Source organism: Bacillus cereus group sp. MYBK101-2, from assembly GCF_051918845.1.
GTDB lineage: Bacteria > Bacillota > Bacilli > Bacillales > Bacillaceae_G > Bacillus_A > Bacillus_A paranthracis.
Window position 1 is genome coordinate 17166 of the sequence record NZ_JBQAIE010000005.1, and the last position, 21975, is coordinate 39140.

Here is a 21975-nt window from a genome sequence, read left to right on the forward strand (position 1 = left end):
TAAAAAGGTGGTTTTAACATGCAAGTAAAAGATCAACTATCATCATTACAACCATATAAACCAGGTAAATCACCGGAACAAATGAAAGAAGTGTACGGAGATCATTCATTTGTGAAATTAGCATCGAATGAAAATTCATTCGGCTGTTCACCACGTGTTTTAGATGAGTTGCAAAAATCGTGGTTGGATCATGCTTTATATCCTGACGGAGGTGCTACAACACTCCGTCAAACAATTGCAAATAAGTTACATGTGCAAATGGAACAAGTACTTTGCGGTAGTGGTTTAGATGAAGTCATTCAAATCATAAGCCGTGCAGTACTTAAAGCAGGAGATAACATCGTAACGGCTGGGGCAACATTCCCGCAGTACCGTCATCATGCAATTATAGAAGGTTGCGAAGTGAAGGAAGTTGCGTTAAATAACGGTGTATACGACTTAGACGAAATTTCTTCAGTAGTAGATAACAATACAAAAATCGTATGGATTTGTAATCCGAATAATCCGACAGGCACATATGTGAATGACCGAAAATTGACTCAATTCATTGAAGGGATTAGTGAAAATACGTTAATTGTCATTGATGAAGCGTACTATGAATACGTAACAGCAAAAGATTTCCCAGAGACATTACCGCTTTTACAAAAACATAAAAACATTCTTGTACTTAGAACGTTTTCTAAAGCGTACGGATTAGCTTCTTTCCGCGTAGGATATGCAATTGGACAGGAAGAGTTAATCGGAAAATTAAATGTCGTACGTTTGCCATTTAACGTATCTTCATTAGCGCAAAAAGCAGCTACGATTGCTTTTGGTGATGAGGAGTTTATTGAGGAAATAGTTCGTGTAAATACAGAGGGATTACAACAATACGAGAGCTTTTGTAAGGAACATGATATTCCATTTTATCCATCGCAAACAAATTTCATCTTCTTGCCAGTTGAGAATGCTGGAGAGATTTATGAAGCTTGTGCACACGCAGGATTTATTATTCGTCTGTTCCCAAATGGCGTCCGTATTACAGTCGGAACAAGGGAGCAAAATGAAGGAGTGATTTCAGTGTTACAACAACACTTTGAAAATAAAAAAAGAAAGTCTCGAGATGAGGCAAATGCGTAAGAAGGTAGTATTAATTGGAACTGGTTTAATCGGAGGCTCTCTCGCATTAGCAATTAAGAAAGAGCACGATGTAACGATAACAGGTTATGATATATTTCAAGAACAAGTAGAACGTGCAAAAGAATTACAAGTAGTAGATGAAATAGCAGTTGATTTACAGCATGCATGTGAAGAGGCACATTTAATTGTTTTTGCTTCTCCAGTTGAAGAAACGAAGAAGTTATTACACAAATTAGCGTCATTTCGGTTACGAGAAGATGTTATCGTAACCGATGTTGGTAGTACGAAAGGGACGATTATGAATGAAGCGGAAGCTTTATTTTCAAAGGAAGTTTCTTTCATTGGTGGACATCCGATGGCGGGTTCTCATAAAACGGGAGTTGAAAGTGCAAAAGCGCATTTATTTGAAAATGCATTTTACATTTTAACACCGATGCATCACGTGCCAAATGAACATGTGGAAGAATTAAAAGATTGGTTAAAAGGAACAGGGTCACATTTTCTTGTTTTAAATACAGAAGAACATGATTATGTAACAGGAATCGTTAGTCATTTCCCGCACCTTATCGCAGCGGGTTTAGTGAAGCAAGTAGAGAAACATGCAGGAGATAATCCACTTATTCATCAGCTAGCTGCTGGAGGTTTCAAAGACATTACACGTATCGCATCTAGTAGTCCGAAAATGTGGAGTGATATTGTTAAGCAAAATCGAGAGCATTTAATGGTATTATTAAAAGAGTGGATCTCTGAAATGGAAGATTTATATGATACAGTTTCTGCCGGAGATGCAGGCGAGATTCAAAACTATTTTGCGGATGCGAAAGAATACCGTGACTCTTTACCGGTAAGAAAGAGAGGGGCGATTCCTGCCTATCACGACTTATACGTCGATGTTTTAGATAAAGTAGGGGCATTGGCTCACATTACAAGTATTTTAGCGCGCGAAGAAATTAGTATTACGAACTTGCAAATATTAGAAGCACGTGAAGGGTTGCTTGGGGTATTACGTATTAGCTTCCAAAGAGAAGAAGATCGTATGCAAGCGAAACTCGCGCTTGGAGAAGAAAAATACCAAACTTATGAAACAATTTAAATGAGAAGGTGAAAACGTGAAGGAAAGAACAATACAACCTGTTAATAACGGATTAAATGGCAACATTACAATTCCAGGAGATAAATCGATTTCTCACCGCGCTGTCATGTTCGGTGCGATTGCAGAAGGAAAAACAACAATTAAAGGTTTCCTGCCTGGTGCAGACTGTTTAAGTACGATTTCTTGTTTTAAAGAAATGGGAGTAGACATTGTGCAAAACGGTGATGAAGTCACTGTAGTTGGTAAAGGATTAGAAGGTTTACAAGAACCGAAAGCTGTATTAGATGTTGGTAATTCTGGTACAACTATACGTTTAATGTCAGGAATTTTGGCAAATACACCATTTTTCTCTTGCGTACAAGGTGATGCGTCTATTGCAAAAAGACCGATGAAACGTGTAACAAATCCATTAAAACAAATGGGTGCGAACATTGATGGGCGCGAAGAAGGAACGTTTACACCGCTAACAATACGTGGTGGAGATTTAAAAGCAATTGAATACACTTCGCCGGTAGCAAGCGCACAAGTAAAGTCAGCTATTTTACTTGCAGGGCTTCGTGCAGAAGGTGTAACAGCTGTTACAGAACCACATATTTCACGTGATCATACGGAAAGAATGCTTGAAGCATTTGGCGTTAAAGTGACTCGCGAAGGAAAGACAGTGAAACTAGCAGGTGGACAAAAGTTAACAGCGACAGATGTTCAAGTACCAGGTGACGTATCATCAGCTGCCTTTTTCTTAGTAGCAGGTGCAATTATTCCAAATAGTAAACTAGTATTACAAAATGTAGGCATGAATCCAACACGTACAGGTATTATTGATGTTTTAGAGAAAATGGGTGCTACGTTCACTGTAGAGCCAATTAACGAAGGAGCATCAGAACCAGCTGCAAACATTACAATTGAAACATCTTCATTAAAAGGAATCGAAATCGGCGGAGATATTATCCCAAGATTAATCGATGAAATTCCTGTAATTGCATTAGCGGCAACGCAAGCAGAAGGAATTACAGTTATTAAAGATGCACACGAATTAAAAGTAAAAGAAACAAACCGTATTGATACAGTCGTAGCGGAATTAACGAAACTTGGTGCTCGTATAGAAGCAACTGAAGACGGGATGATTATTTACGGGAAATCAGTTTTAAAAGGAAATACAGTTAATAGTTATGGTGATCACCGCATCGGAATGATGCTTGCGATTGCCGGCTGTCTAGCAGAAGGTAAAACAACAATTGAAGACGCAGAAGCAGTAGGTGTATCATACCCTACATTCTTCGAAGAACTTCAAAAGTTAGCTAAATAAAGTGAAACTTTAATCAGTGGGGGGTTCTTCATCCCCCACTGATTATTAGTTGAACCAATCGGACTTTTACGGGCAGTTGATCCCCTACCTAAATTCTTTGCTTTCGCTGAATTTTGAGGTGGGGGTCTTACTGCCCGTTAAAGCGGGATAAAGTAATGAGAAGCAGATACAGGATGTATCTGCTTTTTTATATTGAATTTGTGTCGTTAAGTCATTATCATTTCATTCACCGCACTTTAATATTTTAAATTATGGTACAATTCAAATAAATGAGGGAGGAGAAACATATGAACGTTATACGATTAAAAGAAGATAAATTTAGAGAAGCACTACGCTTATCAGAATACGCTTTTCAATATAAAGTAGAAGAAGAAAGAATGCAGCAACAACTTACAAAAATGAAGGAAAGTCATGAAGTATACGGTATTATGGAAGGTGAGGACTTAGCGGCAAAACTACACCTTATTCCGTTTCATATTTACATAGGAGAAGAAAAATTTAAAATGGGTGGCGTTGCAGGGGTAGCGACGTATCCAGAATACAGAAGAAGCGGTTATGTGAAAGAATTGCTTCAACATTCTCTTCAAACGATGAAAAAAGACGGATATACAGTATCAATGTTACATCCATTTGCTGTTACATTTTACCGTAAATACGGCTGGGAACTTTGTGCGAATCTTCTCGTATGTCATTTGACAAAGAGTGATTTAGTTATGAAAAAACAAGTGAATGGTACTGTGAAACGTTTCAATAAAGAAAATCACCCAGAAGAGGTCGAGAAGCTTTATGAAACATTTGCAGAACGTTTTTCTGGTATGCTTGTTCGCAATGAAAAATGGTGGTTACAGGCTGTGTATGATGACTTAACATTAGCGATTTATTACGATGAAAATAAAACGGCAGCTGGCTACATGTTATATAAAATAGAAAAATCTAAAATGACTGTAGAAGAATTTGTACCACTGCATAATGAAGCACGAAATGGTCTATGGAACTTTATTTGCCAGCATGATTCTATGATTAAAGAACTTGAAATGACAGTAAATGAAAACGAACCGTTGTTATATACATTGCAAGAGCCACGTGTGAAGACAGAAATAAAACCATATTTTATGGGAAGAATTGTAGATGTAGAGCAGTTCTTAAAACAGTATGAGTTAAACTGGAACAATGTACAACAAGAAGTCATTTTACACATTACAGATTCATTTGCACCGTGGAATAATGTATCGGTGAGACTTGTAAATTATGAAATAACAATTATAGAAGAACCAATGGATAAAGGGATCAAGCTAGATATAAATGCACTATCTGCAATATTGCTTGGATACAAACGCCCATTAGAACTAAATGAATTAGAATTAATTAGCGGAAGCGAAGAGGAAATACAAGCGTTTGAGAAAATAGTTCCAGTACGAGATGCATTTATTTATGATTTCTTTTAAAAAATAGGGCTGCTCAAAATCAAATTTTGGGACAGCTTTCTCTTTGGTTGTCAGTTTTTGTCGGTAAGTCGATATATTTTGAAAATCGCTGATATAATTGGAGATGCGCCGATATATTCTGAAAATCGCTGATAAAATTAGACTTGCGCTGATATATTCTAATAATCGCTGATATAAATTTATTCACAAACAAGGGATTAAGAACGCAATGATACTTGCCAAACACTTGACTTTTACTCCATGTAATTTATAATTAAAAACGGAATGAATTTTCATTCCTGAAAATAGAGGTGGAAAAAATGGCTAAAAACAAACAAGAGGATATTTTTGATGCTGCGATGCAACTTTTTGCAGAGCGTGGTTATGATGGTACGACAATTCCAATGATCGCTGAAAAGGCAAAAGTCGGTGCGGGTACTATTTATCGCTATTTTGAAAATAAAGAGGCGCTTGTTAACTCATTATTTTCAAAAAGTATGTTAGAGCTTTCTGAAATGATAAAAACGGATTTTCCTGTTGAAGCAAATATTCGTGAACAGTTTAGTCATACGTACAACCGTTTATTTGAATTTGCGAGAAACAATGTAGATGCTTTTTTATTTACAAATTCTCACTGCGATAGTTATTTTCTTGACGAACAGAGTAAGCAAATATTTGACGATTTTATAGGTTTCTTTATGAATATTATTGAAGATGGAATCGCAAAAGGTTTTCTTCGTCCATTGCCTCCAGTTGCTTTAATTATTATTGTATATCAACCACTTGAAAAATTAACGAAAGTAATTGCAACAGGGCAATTAGAGTACTCAAAAGAATTAGTAAAAGAATTGGAAGAAAGCTCTTGGAACGCTATTAGAATCATTTGATTCTATAGCTTTATAAGGACAGGAATGAATATTCATTCCGAGAATGATATAAAAAGAAAAACAGAACATGATTAATCTTTACAATTAAAGGAATGAACATTCATTCCGGGAAGGATAGTTTAATAGAATTTATAAAGAAATAATAGAACGATAGGAATGAACGTTCATTCCGAAAGGTGTTTTCAAAACTATAGGAATGAATATTCATTCCGAAACTAACATGAAATTTTAATCACGGGAGATGATGCAAATGAGCAAGCTGAGAAATTGGAGAAGTTTATCTTTTCTATTGTGGATAGTTATTACCATTACAATGATCGTTACGATGCCTAATATGGATAAATTAGTGAAAGAAAAAGGGCACATTACGATTCCTAATACAGAACAAAGTAGTATTGCTGACAAAATGATAAAAGAAATGAATAAAGACGGGACAGAAAAGTATGACATTATAGCAGTTTTTAATAGTGGTAGTAAAACAGCTTTAACGACTGAACAAAAAGAGGAAATAACAAAAACAATCAATGCTTTGCAAAATGAAAAAGAACAATTAGGAATTAAAGAAGTTGTTTCACATTTAGATAATAAAGAATTAGAGAAACAATTCGTTTCTAAAGATAATACGACTATTTTAACGCAAATATCGATAGATAAAAAACATGGTGAAATATCGAAAGTTTCAAATAATCTTCATAATAAAGTGAAAACGAAAGGGGTAAAAACGTACTTAACAGGAAGTGACTTAATCGCGGGTGATTTTCTTACATCTTCTCAAGAGGGAGTGAAAAAGACTGAAGTTATTTCAATTATTTTCATTCTTGTAATATTAATCATTGTATTCCGTTCACCTATTGTTCCCATTGTTTCTCTTCTTACTGTTGGGGTATCATATTTAGTTTCAATGGGGATTATTGCTCATTTAGTAGATCAATTTAATTTTCCATTTTCTAACTTTACACAAGTGTTTGTAGTTGTTGTCCTGTTTGGGGTTGGAACAGACTATAACATTTTATTATTTACGAGATTTAAAGAAGAATTAAGTAAACAAGAAAACGCATTTTTGGCTACGAAAGAAACATTTAAATCGGCAGGGAAAACCGTTTTATATAGCGGGATAGCAGTACTAATTGGTTTTGCATCTCTTGCTTTAGCGAGTTTTAAATTATATCAATCTACTTCAGCGGTAGCAATTGGTGTCGCAGTTTTATTACTAGTATTAACTACGTTAAATCCATTTTTCATGGTGCTTTTAGGAAAAGGGATGTTTTATCCCGTTAAAACATTTAAAGGTCATGAAGACAGTCGTCTATGGGGATTCTTTGCGAAAAACTCAGTAGTGAGACCATTTGTAGCTTTAATTATTGTATTCGTGATATCGATTCCTTTCATATTAAAGTATTCTAATACACTTAATTACAACGATTTATTTGAAGTAGACAATAAATATGAGTCGAAAATGGGGATTAACGTAATAGAAGAACATTTTCCACCTGGTTTTTCTTCACCGAGTACGTTAGTCATTCAATCGAATAACAAGTTAGATGAGGCGAGTTCGCTTCAAACTTTAGATGAACTAACTGATAAGATTTTGAAAGTGAAAGGTGTTTCAGAAGTATATTCACCGACACGTCCAACTGGTGATAGGATTAAAGAACTATATATAAATAAACAAGCGGGTGAACTAAATACAGGTTTAGGAGATGCCAATGGTGGTATAAAGGAAATTAATGATGGATTAACTACTGCGAAAGATAAGATGGGTAATAAGGACTCAAATAGTCTTGCAAACGTTCAAAAGTTAATTGATGGAACAAATGAAGCGAAAAATAGTGTATCGGCATTAGGAACAGCTTTAAATCAACTATCAAATGGCATAAATGACGGAGCAAAAGGTGCGCAGCAAATTGAGAGTGGGTTAACTTCAGTAAATGAAAATATAAGTGTATTATCTCATGCAACTTCACAACTTCATGCTGGCTATACGCAGTTAGAAAAAGGTTTAAGTTCTTACGAGCAATACTTCGGAAGTATTTCTCAAGCGATTGATGGTGCGAAGAAAGGTTATGAACAAATTGAAATGTTAATGACCAATTTTATTCAAACGAAACCAGAATTAGCAAATGATCCTAACATTCTGCAGACGATAGGAATTGCTAAAGAGGCTCAAAAGCAATTAGGTGGGCTTTCAAATGAATTAAATCAATTAGCAACGCAGCATAAAGCTGCAATGGGCTCATTTAAAGAAGCAAATCAGTCGTTATTGAAAGTGGATAACGGCTTAAAAGAAATGAGCAATGGAGTTACTAAGTTACAAAAAGGAGCAGCTGATCTTAAAAATGGATTAAATGAAGGAGCAACAGGTTCAAAACAAATTGCAAACAAGTCATCTGAGTTACAAACCGGATTAACGAAAATAAACGATGGGCAAGGTCAGCTATTAACCGGACTGAAAGACTTGCAAGAACAGATGGGACAATTACAATCAGGACTATCTAAAAGTACAGAAGGCCTTGAAAAGGTAAGTAACGGCCTAGGGGATGCTCAGAAATATTTAGGAGAACTAAATGAATCAAAAAGCTCTGAGAAATTTTATATTCCAAAAGAAGTTTTGGAGGGAGAAGATTTCCAAAAAGCTTTGAATACGTACATGTCACATGATAGAAAGACTGCTAAAATGACAATCATTTTAGACGTAAATCCGTATTCAAAAGAAGCGATGCCAGTTATTGAAGAAATTAATAAAACGATAGACGGTACGTTAAATGGTACAGAATTAAAATCAGCGAAAAAAGCAATCGGAGGTACAACAGCTAGAAACGTTGATCTAAAAGAAGTAACAGGTCAAGATTTCTTACGTACAGCTACAATTATGTTAATTGGAATTGCGATCGTACTAATCGTCATTACACGTTCATTATTAAACACCATCTTTATTATTGGATCGTTACTATTAGCGTACTTTGCATCATTAGGGATAAGTGAACAAATTAGTACGCATGTTTTACATGTAGATTCATTAAGCTGGAATGTTCCGTTCTTTAGTTTCATAATGATAGTCGCTTTAGGAGTGGATTATAGTATTTTTGTAATGATGAGATACAATGAGTTAGAAGGGGACCCAGCGACGAAAATTGTAACTGCTTCTCGTCATATTGGAGGAGTCGTATTATCAGCAGCACTAATTTTAGGTGGTACATTTTCTGCATTGATCCCTTCAGGTGTATTAACGCTTATACAAGTAGCATCCGTTGTTGGTGTTGCACTGTTACTATTAGCTATTATTGTAATGCCAATATTGTTACCTGCTTTAATAGGGGTAACGAGTAAAATGAAGGATTATGCAAAGAAATTAAGTGAAAGGAAATAAAAGAATCCACTTTTAAAAGTAACTGGTTCCGTTATAGGATAGAAAATATAAAATAACACACAAATTAGGGATACAAAGTCACATATGATTTTGCACCCTTTTTTACTGTTATTATAGTGTTTAAGCACGTATATATAGTTAAATTGCACGGGAAGAGAAAAAGAAAACAGTAAAAAACACCAGCGCAACGATTGGGGATTCCTGACAAAGTATTTGATTTAAAAGATATAATTTACTTTAGATAGTTCACTCTGGTGGACTATCTTTTTTAAAAGGTAAATGGAAAGTTTATGTTAAAATAATGATAGAGATTGTGAAAAAATGTTCTTAAGTTAACGATCAGGCTAATTTAAGAAGGATTTTTTAAAGGAAATGTTGAATATCGTGTTTTGAAGGAGTGATTGCAGTGGAGTAAGTAATTTTTTTAATCTTGGTTAAATACTTTGAGGGAAGGGATTTATAGCTATGAATACAAAACTAATAATAGTAGAAGGTTTACCTGGATTCGGAAAATCGACCACTGCAAAGCTAATAAATGAAATTCTAAACCAAAATAAAATTGAAGTTGAACTATTTTTAGAGGGGAATTTGAACCACCCCGCCGACTATGATGGTGTATCTTGTTTTAATAAATTTGAATTCGATAGATTAGTATCTAACAGTGGAGATTTTAAAGAAGTTCTTCTTAAAAGAGTTTTAAAAAAAGGAAGCAATTATTTATTACCATACAGAAAGATAAAAAATGAGTTTGGTGACCAGTTTTCGGACGAATTATGTAACGATATTTCAAGAAACGATATATATGAATTACCATTTGATAAAAATGTTGAATTAATTACTGACAAATGGCATGATTTTGCTGAAATTGCTCTAGAAGATGATAAGGTTTATATTTTTGAATGTTGTTTCATACAAAATCCATTAACGATTGGGATGATTAAATACGGTGAACAAAAAGAAAAAATAATAAATTATGTAATGAAAGTTGCAAAAATCATAGAGAATCTAAATCCAATGTTATTCTATGTAGAACAAGATGATCTTGAATTTTCATTTAGGAAGGCATTAAAAGAAAGAAATCCAGAATGGTCCACAGGAATTGTCGACTATTACACGAATCAGGGCTATGGGAAAGAACATAACCATTCAGGGGTAGAAGGAGCGATAAAAGTTCTTGAAGCTAGAAGGAATTTAGAGTTAGAAATATTCGATATGTTAAAAATGAAAAAAGAAAAAATCAATAATACAAAATATGAAATTGACTCATATAGATCAATGTTAAAAGATAAATTAACAATACAAATGGTGAAATAGCTTTTTACACTAACTGGTGCTTTAGTTGGAGAAAGAAATAAAAACGCTCAGAATATTTTCTGAGCGTTTTAGTTTGCTATTTATAATGCGAAATGCATACAAATTATTGTATTATTTCAATTGATAAACATAATGCTCCAATTATAAATGTTTTTTCAAAATGAATCCTCTTTAAAACGTGTATGTAACTTTAATATAATTAAAAACAAAGGTTTTATTCGAGTTTGGAAAGAAAGGAATAGCAATCAACCGTTGCTATTCATCCAGCTTCTACTATATAATAGCTATAGTCTACAATAATTGAGTCGTAATATGCGATTTTTTAAGACAATCGGTGAGAAAACGCTGAAATAAGCGGTATTAGTAGGAGGACACAAATGATTACAGTAAGTAACGTTAGTTTGCGTTTCGCGGATCGCAAATTGTTTGAAGATGTTAACATAAAATTCACGCCAGGTAACTGCTACGGTTTAATCGGAGCAAACGGTGCTGGTAAATCAACGTTTCTAAAGATTTTATCTGGAGAAATCGAACCATCAACAGGTGACATACATATTACGCCAGGCGAGCGTCTAGCAGTATTAAAACAGAACCACTTTGAATATGAAGAGTTTCCGGTATTAGAAACTGTAATTATGGGTCATACTCGTCTTTACAAAGTAATGCAAGAGAAAAATGCCATTTACATGAAAGAAGACTTTAGTGATGAAGATGGTATGCGTGCTGCAGAACTTGAAGGTGAGTTTGCTGAGCTGAACGGTTGGGAAGCTGAGTCAGAAGCTGCAATCCTTCTTAAAGGTTTAGGTATTGGTGAAGACCTTCATGATAAGAAAATGTCTGAGTTAACTGGTGCAGAGAAAGTAAAAGTATTACTTGCTCAAGCTTTATTCGGTCAACCTGATATTCTATTACTAGATGAGCCTACCAACCACTTGGACTTAAAAGCGATTCAATGGTTAGAAAACTTCTTAATGAACTTTGAAAATACAGTTATCGTTGTATCCCATGACCGTCACTTCTTAAATAAAGTATGTACGCACATGGCTGATCTTGATTTCGGTAAAATTCAACTTTATGTTGGTAACTATGACTTCTGGTATGAGTCAAGCCAATTAGCTTTAAAATTAACACAAGATGCTAATAAGAAAAAAGAAGAGAAAGTAAAAGAGTTACAGAACTTCATTGCGCGCTTTAGCTCAAACGCATCTAAAGCGAAACAAGCAACTTCTCGTAAAAAATTATTAGATAAAATTACATTAGATGATATTAAGCCATCATCTCGTCGTTACCCGTTCGTTGGCTTCACACCAGAACGTGAAGTAGGAAATGACTTATTAACTGTTGAAGGTCTTTCTAAAACAATTGATGGTGAAAAAGTGTTAGATAATGTGTACTTCACTTTAAATAAAGGTGATAAAGTTGCATTTATCGGTCGTAACGATATTGCAATGACGACATTATTTAAAATCCTTATGGGTGAAATGGAGCCAGATAGTGGTTCATTTAAATGGGGCGTTACAACATCTCAATCGTACTTCCCAAGAGATAACTCTAAATACTTTGAGAACAGTGACTACAATTTAGTTGAATGGTTACGTCAATTCTCTCCACAAGATGAGTCAGAAAGCTTCTTACGTGGTTTCTTAGGCCGTATGTTATTCTCAGGCGAAGAAGTTAAGAAGAACGTTTCTGTACTATCTGGAGGCGAAAAAGTTCGTTGTATGTTATCTAAAATGATGTTAAGTGGTGCAAACGTTATTACACTTGACGACCCAACGAACCACTTAGACCTTGAGTCTATCACTGCATTAAACAATGGTTTAATTGCATTTAAAGGTACAATTTTATTCACATCACATGACCATCAGTTCGTACAAACAATTGCAAACCGCATTATCGAAGTAACGCCAAACGGTGTAATCGATAAAGAGGCTACTTACGATGAGTTCTTAGAAAATGAAGAACTTCAAAAACAAGTAGATGCAATGTACAAAGGTCAATAATAAATGATGAAAACCTCGCTCTTGTTTTGAGAGCGAGGTTTTTTTATAATCAATGATTTTATGTGTTATGAATAATTATACAAGGATAACTTTAGAGATGAAATTGATATTTTAATATTTCATATTGAGAAATGGCTGCAGCATGAATAAAGTTGAAATATATGAAAGGATGTAATATACACCGAAAAAAACTAATGCTATCTATTGTGAATTTAATTATATTACATTAATGTTCCAGAACTGGAGACATATTTATTTGCGAAGTAGGGAATAAAGGTATATAGTATGTGATGTCATAATTAGTGGATGAATCTTGGGAGAAAACAGAAAATGTTACAAATTTATTTTGTTAAATAGAAACCAAGGTCAAAATGTATAGAAAGAAATAGTTGAATAAATACTAGCTTCAAATTATAATTACTAGTATTCTTCATATAGTTAAATAAATAGAATCTATTTGAAGATAAAAAATTGAATAGAGAGACAGACTTATAAAAAAATAAGCCTTGGATGATCAAAAGAGGTGGAGAAATGAAACAATTCTTATTAAAGAGCAAAAGCGTGCTAAGCAATCATTTTGGATTCTTTCTGTTTGCCGTTATTTTATTTTGGCTCAAAACATATGCGGCTTATGTAACAGAATTTAATTTAGGTATTTCAAATACAATCCAAAAATTCTTGCTGTTTTTCAACCCGCTTAGTTCAGCAGTGCTATTTTTAGGACTTGCATTATTTGCAAAAGGGAAACGATCTTATATTTGGTTAATTGTTATCAACTTGTTATTGTCGATTCTTTTATATGCAAACGTCGTATACTATCGCTTTTTCAGTGACTTTATTACGTTCCCGACGTTGACACAAACGAATAACTTTGGAGATTTAGGTGGTAGTATTGTTGCGTTGCTACATCTTTATGATCCGCTATACTTCTTAGATACAATTATTTTAATTGTATTAGTTGCAACGAAATTTGCAAATCCAAAACCAATTCGTGTTGCGAAGCATAAAGTATCACTAGTATTTGTAGCAGGTATTTTATTATTCAGTGTTAACTTAGGACTTGCAGAATCTGACCGTCCTGAATTATTAACAAGAACGTTTGACCGGAATTATATTGTGAAATATTTAGGGGCGTATAACTACACAATTTATGATGGAATTCAAAGTGCGAAAGCATCAACGGAAAGAGCGTTAGCTGATGGAGATAATATGACAGAAGTAAGAAATTATTTAACATCAACTTATGCTAGTCCGAATCCTGAGTATTTCGGTAAAGGTAAGGGAATGAACGTAATTTATATTCATTTAGAGTCATTCCAAAACTTCTTAATTGATTATAAATTAAACGGTCAAGAAGTTACGCCGTTCTTAAACTCATTTACAAAAGATGCGAATACGCTTTATTTTGATAACTTCTTCCATCAAACAGGACAAGGGAAAACATCTGATGCGGAGTTTATGTTAGAGAATTCTATGTTTGGTTTACCACAAGGGTCTGTATTTACAACGAAATCTCATAATACGTATCAATCAGCACCAGCAATTTTAGGACAACAAGGATACACATCAGCTGTATTCCATGGTAACTATAAAACATTTTGGAACCGTGACGATATTTATAAATCATTTGGTTTTAATAAATTCTTTGATGCTTCATACTATGATATGAACGAAAAAGATGTAGTAAACTATGGATTAAAAGATAAACCATTCTTCAATGAATCCATTCCGTTATTAGAAACATTGAAACAACCGTTCTATACGAAGTTTATTACGTTATCGAATCACTTCCCGTATCCGATTGATAAAGAGGAAGCGACAATTGAACCAGCAAACACAGGTGACTCGTCTGTAGATACGTATTTCCAAACAGCACGTTATTTAGACGAATCTGTAAAAGGTTTCATCGATTACTTGAAACAATCTGGTTTATACGATAATTCTATTATCGTTATGTACGGAGACCATTACGGTATTTCAGATAATCATAATGCAGCAATGTCAAAAGTAATGGGTAAAGAAATTAACTCATTTGAAAATGCACAGTTACAACGTGTACCATTTATCGTTCGTGTACCAGGTGTGAAAGGTGGCGTACAACATCAATATGGTGGTGAAATTGATGTTCTTCCAACTCTTTTACACTTACTAGGAACAGATACAAAAAATTATGTTCAATTTGGTTCAGATTTATTATCACCAGATCATAAACAAGTTGTTGCGTTCCGTAACGGCAACTTCGTAAGCCCAACAGTTACTGCATTAAACGGCAAATACTATGATACAACGACTGGAAAACCAGTAGAATTTACAGATGAAATAAAACAAAATGAACAAATGGTTCAAAACTCGTTAAAATACTCTGACCAAGTCGTAAATGGTGACTTATTACGATTCTACACACCGGAAGGATTTACACCGATAGATCGTTCGAAGTATAACTATAACAATCGTGATAAAAACAAAACGAAAGTAAAAACGACTCCGGAAGGGGAAGCTAAATAAATAACAAAAGGCACTATTCCTATGAATAGTGCCTTTTGTTTGTAAATAAAACATCATCATGAGATAGAACCATCTGTTGCTTTCTGTTTTGCCTTTCCGAAGAAAACTACACCGGCAATGATGATAATGATGAATGCCCATTTTATGAAAGGATTACTTTCGAAAAATGCAGCGAACCATTTCTCGTCTACAATCATTTTCGCAGCGGTATAAGCTAAAACAGCTGCTCCAATCGTAATGATGATAGGATAACGGTCAACCCATTTTAAAATTAATGTACTGCCCCAAACTACTACTGGAATTGAAACTAATAGCCCGATGATTACTAAAGAAAAGTTGCCATGCGCAGCTCCAGCAACAGCGAGAACGTTATCAATTCCCATCAATGCATCAGCAATGATAATGGTTTTAATAGCAGACCAGAAACCTTCTTCTGCCTTAATATCGTGATCTTTGCCTTCAGCAATTAATTTGTAAGCGATCCATATAAGGAGTGCACCACCAATTAGAAGTAGCCCTGGTATTTTTAACAACCAAACGACAACTAAGGTAGCAAGGGCTCTAATCGCGATTGCCCCGATAGTTCCCCATATAATAACTTTCTTTTGCTGATCTTTCGGTAATCGCCTTGCTGCTAATCCAATTACAATGGCATTATCACCGGCTAACACTAAATCAATTACAATGATGGCAAGTAGGGCGGACAAATATTCGGCTGAAAGAAAATCCATATACACATCACTCCTTAAGAGTAATATGTGCTAAAGTGTTGATAATATAAAAAATAGGATTGAATTTGTATATTCAATCCATAATTTCTTACTGTATTTTGATATATGTTTTAATTTCGTATAAGTCGCTTTTGTACTCTTTTTTGTTTATCGTTTCGCTTTCTTAATTTTCGATTCATCTTTTTAATGCGGTTTTCTTTTTTATTATCCCAGTTATCACTTCTGATTTTACTAATAGACTTATCTGTCTTAGCACGAAAACGTCTTACTTTTTTCACGAAGGAAAGGGGTATTTTGCCGATAACACCTTGTTTTTCTAACGAATCCTCTTTACCTAGACACCAATCAGGATGAGATAATAAATAGTCGAAATCGAATATTATCCCGTATTCTTTATCCATATAGGTATACCATTCATCTAAAGTACACTTGTTTTTTGTATGTAAATATATTGATCCATCAGTCATAGCGCAGCACCAATAGTCAAAGTAGCTCCATAGTACCCATTCTTTCGGTACATCTAGTGTTAAAATTACCATTTTTGAATTTTCTCTACCCCAAGCTTTATGATTTCGATTTGGGTAATTATTTGCTTCCCAGACCCAAATAGGGTAGTTACCATCGTAATGAGGCAACCTTGTTTTAGCAGCGCGCACCATCCAGTTATATGAATATAAATTGTCTAGATCGATGAATTCTTTATTACCTTCTAAATAACCAAGTTTCTTAAATTGTTTCCAAGCTTCTTCAGTTTGTACTGTATATACGATCATATGACACCTACTTATTTAAAATAGATTATAGTATAACATGTGATGTTTTCAAGTTAAATTCATGTGATTTGTAATTTTTATTGATATTAGAGAAAGTGGAGTTTGAGTCGAATATAAGAGGAGTAATTCCAAAAACGATAAAAAGACTTGATTCCTAGTTAAAGGAAATCAAGTCTTTTTTATTACATACGATTATCGTGCCAGAAGTTTAATGGGAAGTGTTCGTTCTCACTATAGGCTTCTAATTCATATCCTTTTTCTTTCAGCCCTTTAATAATACCAGGTACTGCTTTTACGGACTGTGGATGAATGTCGTGCATAAGGATAACTTCTGTTGGCTTGTTTGCACCATTAATAACGTTTTCTACAATTTTAGCTGATGCAGCGTCAACCGGCATTTTGTTATATCTCCAGTCTAATGAATCAATTGTCCAATCCCAAACTTTTAGCCCATTCTCAACAACTTTGTTGCGAAGCGCTTCGTTTAATCCTGGCATTGAGCCGTAAGAAGGACGAGTTAATACTGGTGATTTACCTAGAACGCCAGCGATTAATCCTTGATCTTCTTTCATCTCATCTACGTAATGACCTTCTGTGTAAAGTTTCTTGTAGTTATGAGTCATACTGTGCATCCCAACGTAGTGGCCTTCAGCATCTTCACGCTTTACAAGATCAGGAAAAGCTTTTACATTTGAACCAATAAGGAAGAATGTTGCTTTTGCATTTTCTTTCTTTAACATATCTAAAAGCTCAGCTGTGTATTTTCCAGGACCATCATCAAATGTTAAATAAGCTACTTTTCTAACTTGCCCATTGTATTGTTTTGGAGCTTCTTTCGGTGCAAGAGACGATTGAATTTCACTTACAAGTTGAACAGATTTTGCTTCATCCTCTGTACTTGCTAGAGCAGTATGTGTTGATCCTAAAGCCGCTTCGTATGTAAATAATACCCCCGCGCAAATCAAAATAGCCCTTTTCACTAAAGTTGTCATTCGAATTCCATTGTGCATAATTTTCCTTCTCTCTATAAAAGTTCTACTCTACTATATTAGCAATTATAGGGAGGTAATTGCAAAAAAACTTTTTTACAAGTGCAAAAAAGTTTGTCCAAAAGTATGCAAGATTTCAATATTTTGCAGGTTTATTAAAATGAAACAAAAATTGAATGAAAATGCATGTGATTTGTTCATATATAGTAAATTCAATGAGTGAGTTAGTAGGGGGTATACATAATATGCTAGCGAAGAGGGTGCCTGTTGTATGAAAACGTGTCTTTAAAATTTCACATACCGCATTTAAAAAGTAAATATAGGAAAACCAAAAAGTAATGTGGAATATATCGTACATACATATATGAAGTCAACATAAAAAATAAAGAGGTGGGTATATGTTACTTGAAGAAGTAATGCAGCAACTAGAGGAATACGGAACAGAACAGAATCGTAAAACGTATAAAAATCATGGGGCGAAAGAGCCACTATTCGGAGTTAGTTTTGCCAATTTAAAATTGTTAAAAAAGAAGATAAAAAAAGATCATGATTTAGCAATTTTATTATGGGAAACAAAAAATATGGATGCAATGACATTAGCAACAATGATATTAGATCCAAAAAAAGTTACGACAGAACTACTAAATAAATGGGTACAGGAAGTTGATTATTATTGTTTAATGGATGTTTTAATGACGGCTATTTGTACGTCGCCAATCGCGATAGAAAGAATGGAAGACTGGACAAAGTCTGATGATGAATGGATTGGAAGAGCAGGCTGGTCTTTATTAGCAAATATAGCGATTAAAAATAAAACGTTACAGGATGATGTCTTCTCTCCTTATCTAGATGAGATTAAAGAAAATATACATAATGAAAAAAATAGAAAAAGAGAAGCAATGAATAGTGCTTTAATTGCGATAGGAATTCGTAATGAAGACTTAGAGCGAAAAGCGATTGAAATTGCACGTGAAATTGGAAAAGTACAGGTTGATCACGGGGCAACGTCATGCAAAACACCAGACGCAGAGTCGTATATAAAAAAAGCGAGAGAAAGAGCTGCAAAAAAGAAAGTGAAATAAGAAAAGGGGAACGGTTATGAAAGCAATGGAAGCGGCAAAAAGCATAATTACATCACACTTTCCGGATTGTGATGTAGCTTTACTTGGAGGAAGCGTTGCAAGAGGGGAAGCGACAAAAACATCTGATCTGGACATTGTAATAATAGATCCTAGTTTGTCATCTTGTTATAGAGAATCTTTCTATAGTAATGGATGGCCAGTTGAGGTATTTGTACATAATTTTGAAACGTTAAAAACTTTTTTTAAAATGGATTGTGATCGCGGAAGACCTTCGTTACCACAATTAGTTGCAGAAGGTGTTGTATTAAAAGGGGAAGATGAAATTGTTGAGAAATTAAAAAGCGAAGCGAATGAGTTACTAAATAAAGGACCAGCTAAATGGACTGAAGAAATGATGAAGCAGAAGCGTTATTTTATTACAGATACTTTGGATGATTTTATTGGTGCATCAAAAAGAGAAGAAGAGTTGTTTATCGCGAATTTATTAGCTGATTTATTACATGAATATGTATTAAGAGTAAATGGGAAATGGCTTGGAAGTTCAAAATGGTTTATAAGGGTACTTAGAAAATATGATGAACAATACGCAGATCAATTTGTAGTGGCGTTCGATCATTTTTATACAACGGGAGAGAAAATAAAATTAATTACTTTTGTAGAAAAAACGCTAGAACAGTATGGAGGAAGAATGTTCGAAGGTTTTTGTATAGGAAAGTAAAAAGGGGATAATACAATGAATATACCATTCGTTCAATTAAGAGAACTGACACTAGATGATGTAGAAGACCGATATCAATGGTCATTAGATACAAAAGTAACAAAACATTTAGTTATACCAGATCAATATCCACCGTTCACTCGTGAAGATACAAAAAAATGGATTGAAGCATGTATAAATCGAAAAAATGGTTACGAACAAAGAGCTATCACTGCGGAGAACGGCATACATATTGGATGGGTAGATCTTAAAAACTTTGATAAAACAAATAAAAATGCAGAATTGGGAATCGCGATTGGTAATAAAGAATACTGGGGTAAAGGGTATGGAATAGCTGCCCTATATAGTATGTTACATGTAGCATTCTTTGAATTTGAATTAGAAAAAGTATGGCTACGTGTAGATGAAGATAATTTTCAAGCTAGAAAGAGCTATGAAAAGGCTGGTTTTGTTTGTGAAGGATTAATGAGAAAGGATCGATTACGTCAAGGGAAGTTCATTCATCGTTATCGCTATAGTATGTTAAGAGAAGAATACGAATCTATAAATAGTAGTTTATAAAAATATTATGTTAACTTAAAGGGGCTGGAGAAATATGATTCGATTACTTACGAAAGAAGATGCAAAAAAATATTGGGACTTACGTTTACAAGCATTACAAGTAAACCCTGAGGCATTTGTAACAACTTATGAAGAGGCGATTCGTCAAGAAAACCCGATTAAGCGAGTGGAAAGTAATTTAACAGCTACTACTAGTTGTACATTCGGTGCTTTTAATGAGGATCATCAATTAGTTGGAGTTGTCACTTTACTAACAGAAGAGAAAGAGGCGTATAAACATAAAGGTCATATCGTTGCGATGTATGTAGATGCAAGCAATCGAAGAAATGGCCTTGCACGTGATTTAATAAGTAAGGCAATTGAAAGAGCAAGAGAAATGAACTTGGAACAATTGACATTAGGTGTTGTATCCACTAACGAGCCAGCAAAAAGGTTGTATGAATCAATGGGCTTTAAAACGTATGGGATTGAAAAGAGAGCTATAAAGATGAATGGTGTGTATAGTGATGATGAACACATGGTTTTGTTCCTTTAAAAGAGGGAGTTTACTATGAAAGATCTCCATTTAGAAAAAAATATGAACCCGCAAGTGGCAATTCTATATGCGACAGTTGCCGATACATTTAAACGGTTGCAAAAGTTAGTAGAGGGTACTGATGAGAAAGAACTGTCTTTTAAAGGGTTAAAAAATAATGAAAATAGTATTGGGCAACTACTTCAACATTTAGCAGTTGTCGATTTGCATTGGGTATACCGCTTAAAAGGAGAACCCGTTCCACTGGCACTTGATAATATATATGGACCTATGTTAAATGAAGCGGGAGAGCTGCCAAGTTTAAGAAAACAGACGTTGCAACAATTAATGCAAGATTATGAAGCAGTGCAACATATGTTTTATGAGGAATGTGTGAAACTAACAGAAAATGATTTAACACGAGAGGTTTTTTATGAAAAGGGAGAAAATGCGACTATAAGGTGGGGAGTATGGCATATAGCTGATCATAGTCGATACCATCAAGCTCATATTAGTCAGTTAAGAAAACTATATAGAGCTAGAATGCATACGAGATAAAGATTTCGAATTTTAATTATATTTAATTTGTTGTATAGTATAAGAAGAAACTAAACAAGGGGTTTTATAATGAAAGCTATTGCAGTAGGGATATTGGCATCATTTTTCTTTGCCTTTACTTTCGTTTTAAATCGGGCAATGGACCTAGAAGGTGGAAGCTGGATTTGGAGTGCATCATTACGGTACTACTTTATGGTTCCAATGCTTTTACTTATTGTCATGTATAGAGGAAATTTAAAGCAACTCTTTCAATATATGAAAAACAATCCGAAAGAATGGTTAGTTTGGAGTATCGTTGGATTTGGTCTCTTCTATGCACCACTTAGTTTTGCTGGAGCTTTCGGACCTGGTTGGCTCGTTGCATCAACATGGCAAATTACGATCGTAGCAGGGATTTTGTTAACACCATTTTTTGCAGTAGATCCGTTACATAAAAAACTCCCAATGAAGGAATTAGTTATGTCGGGTATTATTTTATGTGGTGTTGTACTCATGCAAGTAGAACATGCTTCTTCATTAGGAACTCGTGAAACCGTTTTATGTGTCGTTCCTGTACTTATTGCAGCGTTTGCATACCCTCTTGGAAATCGAAAAATGATGCAAGTTTGTAAAGGGGAATTAGATGTATTTCAGCGAGTTCTCGGTATGACATTAGCAAGCTTACCATTTTGGTTTTTACTATCTGGTTATGAAGTATCAACAGGTGGTCTACCGTCAAGTAGCCAAGTTTTCCAATGTTTTATAGTAGCAGTTAGTTCTGGCTTAATCGCAACGGTATTATTCTTCTTTGCGACAGATCTTGTAAAAGATGATCCGCAAAAACTAGCAACAGTGGAAGCGACTCAGTCCGGTGAGGTTTTATTTGCGCTAGTAGGAGAACTCATCTTGTTATCTGCACCAATTCCGTCATCTTTATCTTGGATTGGTATGAGTCTAGTTATTATTGGAATGATACTACATAGTTATGTAGCGGTCGTTGTGAAGAAAGAAGAAAAAATAACGGCGTAATGAGATTAGCTCTTTATATAAAG

General features: G+C 34.5%; 18 protein-coding genes. 15 read left to right on the forward strand and 3 right to left on the reverse strand.

The features are described 5' to 3' along the window. The first annotated feature begins 18 nt into the window (after positions 1-18). From hisC to ACTFSI_RS12445, 9 genes are all read left to right on the forward strand, one after another. The gene (gene hisC / locus ACTFSI_RS12405) at positions 19-1119 is read left to right on the forward strand and encodes a histidinol-phosphate transaminase (protein WP_138321823.1); all 1101 of its coding nucleotides are present in this window, start codon (positions 19-21) and stop codon (positions 1117-1119) included. After that, the gene (gene tyrA, locus ACTFSI_RS12410) at positions 1112-2212 is read left to right on the forward strand and encodes a prephenate dehydrogenase (protein WP_044793569.1); all 1101 of its coding nucleotides are present in this window, start codon (positions 1112-1114) and stop codon (positions 2210-2212) included. The genes hisC and tyrA overlap by 8 nt, the downstream gene beginning before the upstream one ends. 16 nt (positions 2213-2228) lie before the next feature. Then, positions 2229-3518, forward strand: coding sequence for a 3-phosphoshikimate 1-carboxyvinyltransferase (gene aroA, locus ACTFSI_RS12415; protein WP_044793568.1), 1290 nt, complete (start codon positions 2229-2231; stop codon positions 3516-3518). Positions 3519-3805: 287 nt separating this feature from the next. Beyond that, the gene (locus ACTFSI_RS12420) at positions 3806-4963 is read left to right on the forward strand and encodes a GNAT family N-acetyltransferase (RefSeq protein WP_044793567.1); all 1158 of its coding nucleotides are present in this window, start codon (positions 3806-3808) and stop codon (positions 4961-4963) included. Positions 4964-5262: 299 nt separating this feature from the next. After that, positions 5263-5829: a TetR/AcrR family transcriptional regulator gene (locus ACTFSI_RS12425; protein WP_001107302.1), complete on the forward strand. Its 567-nt coding sequence runs from the start codon at positions 5263-5265 to the stop codon at positions 5827-5829. Between the two features lie 250 nt (positions 5830-6079). Then, on the forward strand, positions 6080-9196 hold the full coding sequence (locus tag ACTFSI_RS12430; RefSeq protein WP_044793566.1) for an MMPL family transporter: 3117 nt from the start codon (positions 6080-6082) through the stop codon (positions 9194-9196). 465 nt (positions 9197-9661) lie between these two features. Beyond that, positions 9662-10510: a hypothetical protein gene (locus ACTFSI_RS12435; RefSeq protein ID WP_138321825.1), complete on the forward strand. Its 849-nt coding sequence runs from the start codon at positions 9662-9664 to the stop codon at positions 10508-10510. A 377-nt stretch (positions 10511-10887) separates the two neighbouring features. Continuing rightward, a complete protein-coding gene (locus ACTFSI_RS12440) occupies positions 10888-12513 on the forward strand; it encodes an ABC-F family ATP-binding cassette domain-containing protein (RefSeq protein ID WP_000633868.1) in 1626 nt (541 codons plus the stop codon). 531 nt (positions 12514-13044) lie between these two features. After that, positions 13045-15018: an LTA synthase family protein gene (locus tag ACTFSI_RS12445; protein WP_000808752.1), complete on the forward strand. Its 1974-nt coding sequence runs from the start codon at positions 13045-13047 to the stop codon at positions 15016-15018. Between the two features lie 56 nt (positions 15019-15074). On the opposite strand, the gene ACTFSI_RS12450 is transcribed toward ACTFSI_RS12445, so the two are convergent. The 3 genes from ACTFSI_RS12450 to ACTFSI_RS12460 all read right to left on the reverse strand — a co-directional run bounded on the left by ACTFSI_RS12450 (position 15075) and on the right by ACTFSI_RS12460 (position 17532). Beyond that, the gene (locus tag ACTFSI_RS12450; RefSeq protein ID WP_000346926.1) at positions 15075-15749 is read right to left on the reverse strand and encodes a TerC family protein; all 675 of its coding nucleotides are present in this window, start codon (positions 15747-15749) and stop codon (positions 15075-15077) included. Between the two features lie 110 nt (positions 15750-15859). Next, entirely contained in the window at positions 15860-16522 is a 663-nt protein-coding gene (locus ACTFSI_RS12455; protein ID WP_138321829.1) for a DUF3841 domain-containing protein, read from the reverse strand. Between the two features lie 182 nt (positions 16523-16704). Then, entirely contained in the window at positions 16705-17532 is an 828-nt protein-coding gene (locus ACTFSI_RS12460) for a peptidoglycan-N-acetylglucosamine deacetylase (protein WP_000551424.1), read from the reverse strand. A 377-nt stretch (positions 17533-17909) separates the two neighbouring features. Here ACTFSI_RS12460 and ACTFSI_RS12465 point away from each other — a divergent pair, with 377 nt between their 5' ends. The 6 genes from ACTFSI_RS12465 to ACTFSI_RS12490 all read left to right on the forward strand — a co-directional run bounded on the left by ACTFSI_RS12465 (position 17910) and on the right by ACTFSI_RS12490 (position 21952). Further along, entirely contained in the window at positions 17910-18593 is a 684-nt protein-coding gene (locus ACTFSI_RS12465; protein ID WP_000923430.1) for a DNA alkylation repair protein, read from the forward strand. A 16-nt stretch (positions 18594-18609) separates the two neighbouring features. After that, positions 18610-19311, forward strand: coding sequence for a nucleotidyltransferase domain-containing protein (locus tag ACTFSI_RS12470; protein WP_000646299.1), 702 nt, complete (start codon positions 18610-18612; stop codon positions 19309-19311). A 15-nt stretch (positions 19312-19326) separates the two neighbouring features. Beyond that, positions 19327-19872: a GNAT family N-acetyltransferase gene (locus tag ACTFSI_RS12475; protein ID WP_138321831.1), complete on the forward strand. Its 546-nt coding sequence runs from the start codon at positions 19327-19329 to the stop codon at positions 19870-19872. Positions 19873-19906: 34 nt separating this feature from the next. After that, positions 19907-20407, forward strand: a complete 501-nt coding sequence (locus ACTFSI_RS12480; protein ID WP_138321834.1) for a GNAT family N-acetyltransferase — start codon at positions 19907-19909, stop codon at positions 20405-20407. Between the two features lie 15 nt (positions 20408-20422). Continuing rightward, positions 20423-20944, forward strand: coding sequence for a DinB family protein (locus ACTFSI_RS12485; RefSeq protein WP_138321836.1), 522 nt, complete (start codon positions 20423-20425; stop codon positions 20942-20944). 69 nt (positions 20945-21013) lie between these two features. Then, entirely contained in the window at positions 21014-21952 is a 939-nt protein-coding gene (locus ACTFSI_RS12490; RefSeq protein ID WP_000643667.1) for a DMT family transporter, read from the forward strand. Positions 21953-21975: the final 23 nt, after the last annotated feature.

What these genes read in the sequence shown, in the direction of transcription:
- hisC (WP_138321823.1), top strand. Translation starts at nt 19, where the DNA reads ATGCAAGTAAAAGATCAACTATCATCATTACAACCATATAAACCAGGT.
- tyrA (WP_044793569.1), top strand. Translation starts at nt 1,112, where the DNA reads ATGCGTAAGAAGGTAGTATTAATTGGAACTGGTTTAATCGGAGGCTCT.
- ACTFSI_RS12420 (WP_044793567.1), top strand. Translation starts at nt 3,806, where the DNA reads ATGAACGTTATACGATTAAAAGAAGATAAATTTAGAGAAGCACTACGC.
- ACTFSI_RS12425 (WP_001107302.1), top strand. Translation starts at nt 5,263, where the DNA reads ATGGCTAAAAACAAACAAGAGGATATTTTTGATGCTGCGATGCAACTT.
- ACTFSI_RS12430 (WP_044793566.1), top strand. Translation starts at nt 6,080, where the DNA reads ATGAGCAAGCTGAGAAATTGGAGAAGTTTATCTTTTCTATTGTGGATA.
- ACTFSI_RS12435 (WP_138321825.1), top strand. Translation starts at nt 9,662, where the DNA reads ATGAATACAAAACTAATAATAGTAGAAGGTTTACCTGGATTCGGAAAA.
- ACTFSI_RS12440 (WP_000633868.1), top strand. Translation starts at nt 10,888, where the DNA reads ATGATTACAGTAAGTAACGTTAGTTTGCGTTTCGCGGATCGCAAATTG.
- ACTFSI_RS12445 (WP_000808752.1), top strand. Translation starts at nt 13,045, where the DNA reads ATGAAACAATTCTTATTAAAGAGCAAAAGCGTGCTAAGCAATCATTTT.
- ACTFSI_RS12450 (WP_000346926.1), bottom strand. Translation starts at nt 15,749, where the DNA reads ATGGATTTTCTTTCAGCCGAATATTTGTCCGCCCTACTTGCCATCATT.
- ACTFSI_RS12455 (WP_138321829.1), bottom strand. Translation starts at nt 16,522, where the DNA reads ATGATCGTATATACAGTACAAACTGAAGAAGCTTGGAAACAATTTAAG.
- ACTFSI_RS12460 (WP_000551424.1), bottom strand. Translation starts at nt 17,532, where the DNA reads ATGCACAATGGAATTCGAATGACAACTTTAGTGAAAAGGGCTATTTTG.
- ACTFSI_RS12465 (WP_000923430.1), top strand. Translation starts at nt 17,910, where the DNA reads ATGTTACTTGAAGAAGTAATGCAGCAACTAGAGGAATACGGAACAGAA.
- ACTFSI_RS12470 (WP_000646299.1), top strand. Translation starts at nt 18,610, where the DNA reads ATGAAAGCAATGGAAGCGGCAAAAAGCATAATTACATCACACTTTCCG.
- ACTFSI_RS12475 (WP_138321831.1), top strand. Translation starts at nt 19,327, where the DNA reads ATGAATATACCATTCGTTCAATTAAGAGAACTGACACTAGATGATGTA.
- ACTFSI_RS12480 (WP_138321834.1), top strand. Translation starts at nt 19,907, where the DNA reads ATGATTCGATTACTTACGAAAGAAGATGCAAAAAAATATTGGGACTTA.
- ACTFSI_RS12485 (WP_138321836.1), top strand. Translation starts at nt 20,423, where the DNA reads ATGAAAGATCTCCATTTAGAAAAAAATATGAACCCGCAAGTGGCAATT.
- ACTFSI_RS12490 (WP_000643667.1), top strand. Translation starts at nt 21,014, where the DNA reads ATGAAAGCTATTGCAGTAGGGATATTGGCATCATTTTTCTTTGCCTTT.